This window comes from Streptomyces alkaliphilus (assembly GCF_014141535.1).
Lineage (GTDB): Bacteria > Actinomycetota > Actinomycetes > Streptomycetales > Streptomycetaceae > Streptomyces > Streptomyces alkaliphilus.
On the sequence record NZ_VKHT01000655.1, the window covers coordinates 1 to 2,987 of the forward strand.

1 protein-coding gene is annotated in these 2,987 nt (G+C 71.6%); it reads right to left on the reverse strand.

What is annotated here, in order from left to right:
• On the reverse strand, positions 1-2,522 hold a 2,522-nt coding region (gene glgX / locus FNQ90_RS18055), incomplete at its 3' end, for a glycogen debranching protein GlgX (protein ID WP_323380039.1).
• Between the last annotated feature and the right edge of the window lie 465 nt (positions 2,523-2,987).

Here is a 2,987-nt window from a genome sequence, read left to right on the forward strand (position 1 = left end):
CCGCGCGCGGGCCGCTCCTCGTGCGCGGGCTCCCCGCCGGGCTCCCCGCCGGGCTTCCCGCGGCCCCGGGAGCCGTTGGAGGGGCCGCGGGGCCCGGAGGCCCCGGGCTCTCCCCCCTCTCCCGGGACCCCGGGGTCCGCGCGCGACGCGGACCGCTTCAGGCCGTCCACCGGAACCACCCGGTCGGCACCGCGCACCGCGTCGATGTCCTCCATCCCGTCGGAGGCGGCGGGTTGGACGACCCGCCCGGGCTCCGCCGCGCGCAGGGCGCGCAGCAGCAACACCGAGCGCGGCGGCAGGGTCAGACTCTCACCGGGCGCGTGCTCGACTCCGGGCGCCCGCGACTGGTCCTCCAGCGTGGTGTCGAGAACCACCTCGTAGGAGTCGGCCCAGGGCGAGCCGGGGAGGGGGAACCCCGCCGGCTCGTGGCCGGCGTGCAGCAGCGCCAGGAAGCTGTCGTCCACCACCGGCCGGCCGCGCGGGTCGCGCTGCGGGATGTCCTGTCCGGAGAGATACATGCCCAGGGTCAGGCCGGGGCGGTACCAGTCCTCCTCGGTCATCTCCCGGCCGTCGGAGGTGAACCAGGCCAGGTCGCGGATGCCGTCCGGGCCCTGGCGACGTCCGGAGAAGAAGGCCCGGCGACGCAGCACCGGGTGCTCGCGGCGCAGCCGGATCAACCGGGCGGTCAGCTCCAGCAGGGGGCGCCACTCGGGGTCCTCCCGCAACCCCCAGTCCATCCAGCCGATCGGACTGTCCTGGCAGTAGGCGTTGTTGTTGCCGCCCTGGGTGCGGCCCATCTCGTCGCCGGCGACGAGCATCGGCACGCCGGTGGACAGCAGCAGGGTGGTGAGCATGTTGCGCAGTTGGCGACGGCGCAGGGCCCGGATGTCGGGATCGTCGGTCTCGCCCTCGGCCCCGCAGTTCCAGGAGCGGTTGTCGTCGGTGCCGTCCCGGTTGTCCTCGCCGTTGGCCTCGTTGTGCTTGTCGTGGTACGAGACCAGATCGCGCAGGGTGAAGCCGTCGTGGGCGGTGATGAAGTTGACCGAGGCGTACGGGCGACGCCCTCCCCAGGCGTACAGGTCGCTGGAGCCCGAGAGCCGGTACCCCAGGTCCCGCACATCGGGCAGGGCGCCCCGCCAGTAGTCGCGCACGGTGTCCCGATAGCGGTCGTTCCACTCCGTCCACAGCGGGGGGAAGGCTCCCACCTGGTAGCCCCCGCTGCCCACGTCCCAGGGTTCGGCGATGAGCTTGACCCGGCGCAGCACGGGGTCCTGCGCGATGACCGCGAGGAACGGCGAGAGCATGTCCACGTCGTGCATGGAGCGGGCGAGCGCGGCGGCGAGGTCGAAGCGGAATCCGTCCACGCCCATCTCCTGCACCCAGTAGCGCAGGGAGTCGGTGATCAGCCGCAGCACCTGGGGCTGGACGACGTGCAGGGTGTTGCCGCAGCCGGTGTAGTCGGCGTAGTAGCGGGGGTCCTCGCCCAGGCGGTAGTAACCACGGTTGTCGATGCCGCGGAAGGAGAGCATGGGGCCGAGTGGCCCGGCCTCGGCCGTGTGGTTGTAGACCACGTCGAGGATGACCTCGATGCCCGCCCGGTGCAGGGCGCGGACCATCTGCTTGAACTCGCCGACCTGTTGCCCGCGGGTGCCGCTCGCGCTGTACGAGGAGTGCGGGGCGAAGTAGCCGATGGAGTTGTAGCCCCAGTAGTTGCGCAGGCCGCGCTTGAGCAGGTGGTCCTCGTGGGCGAACTGGTGGACCGGCAACAGTTCGACGGCCGTGACGCCCAGCCGGGTGAGGTGGTCGATCGCGGCGGGGTGGGCGAGGCCGGCGTAGGTGCCGCGCAGTTCGTCGGGGATGTCGGGATGGGTCATGGTGAAGCCGCGCACGTGCAGTTCGTAGATGACCGAGTCCGACCAGGGAGTCTTGGGGCGCACGTCATCGGCCCAGGTGTCGGTGTCGTGGACGACGACGCTCTTGGGGACCGACGGCGCGGAGTCGCGGTCGTCGCGGACGGTGTCCGCGATCTCCTGGTCCGGCCAGTCGCGAACGTGGCCGTAGACCTCCGGGGGCAGCGTGAACTCACCGTCCACGGCCCGCGCGTAGGGGTCGAGGAGGAGCTTGGCGGGATTCCAACGGGCCCCGGTCCAGGGGTCCCAGCGACCGTGGACACGGTAGCCGTAGCGCTGCCCCGGGCGCACCCCGGGGAGGAATCCGTGCCAGATCTCGTGGGTGTGCTCGGTCAACTCGCAGCGGGTCTCGCGGCCGGCGTCGTCGAACAGGCACAGCTCCACCGCCTCGGCGCCGCCCGCCCACAGGGCGAAGCCGGTTCCCTGGACCCCGTCGGGACCGGTGGTGAAGCGGGCACCGAGCGGCTGCGGGCTGCCGGGCCACACCTCCTGTCCACCGCCCCCGGCGGGGTCGGCGCGCCGCTCCGGGTCCGGGTGGGCGTGTTCGGAAAGGGGCGCGCCGGCACCGTTCCCGGAGTCGACCGCCGTCTCCTGCTCAGCTGCCTGGGACACCTGTCCGCCTCCTGGGTTTCGCGGTTCGTCGGCCGCGCGGCGCTGTCGCGTTCGTGTCATCTCTGCCCGGTCACCGTCATCTCATCACGCCGTACCCACCCACTGGGTCTTTCCGCGCCATTTCAACAGTTTTGTTCGTTTCACCGGAAATGACACACCCGGTCGACCGCGAGGGGTGACATTCCCCACCCGGAAAGCGGGGCGGAGGGGGAACCCGGACACGAAGGCGCCGGTGGGGAACACCGGGCGGACCCGGGTCGTCAACTGCCGAGAACGCCAAGGCGGAAGCTGCGACAGAACGGTGACAAATCCCTGTCCTGTCCGTCGAATCGGTGTGATGACATGGCCATATGGCATCCGCGGGAACTGCGGGTGCCGCGTGCGGTGCGAGGGGAGAACGAGATCGTGAGGACGCGGACCACGAGTCGGCGGACCATGGCCATCGGGGGGACCGGGGGCACGGGG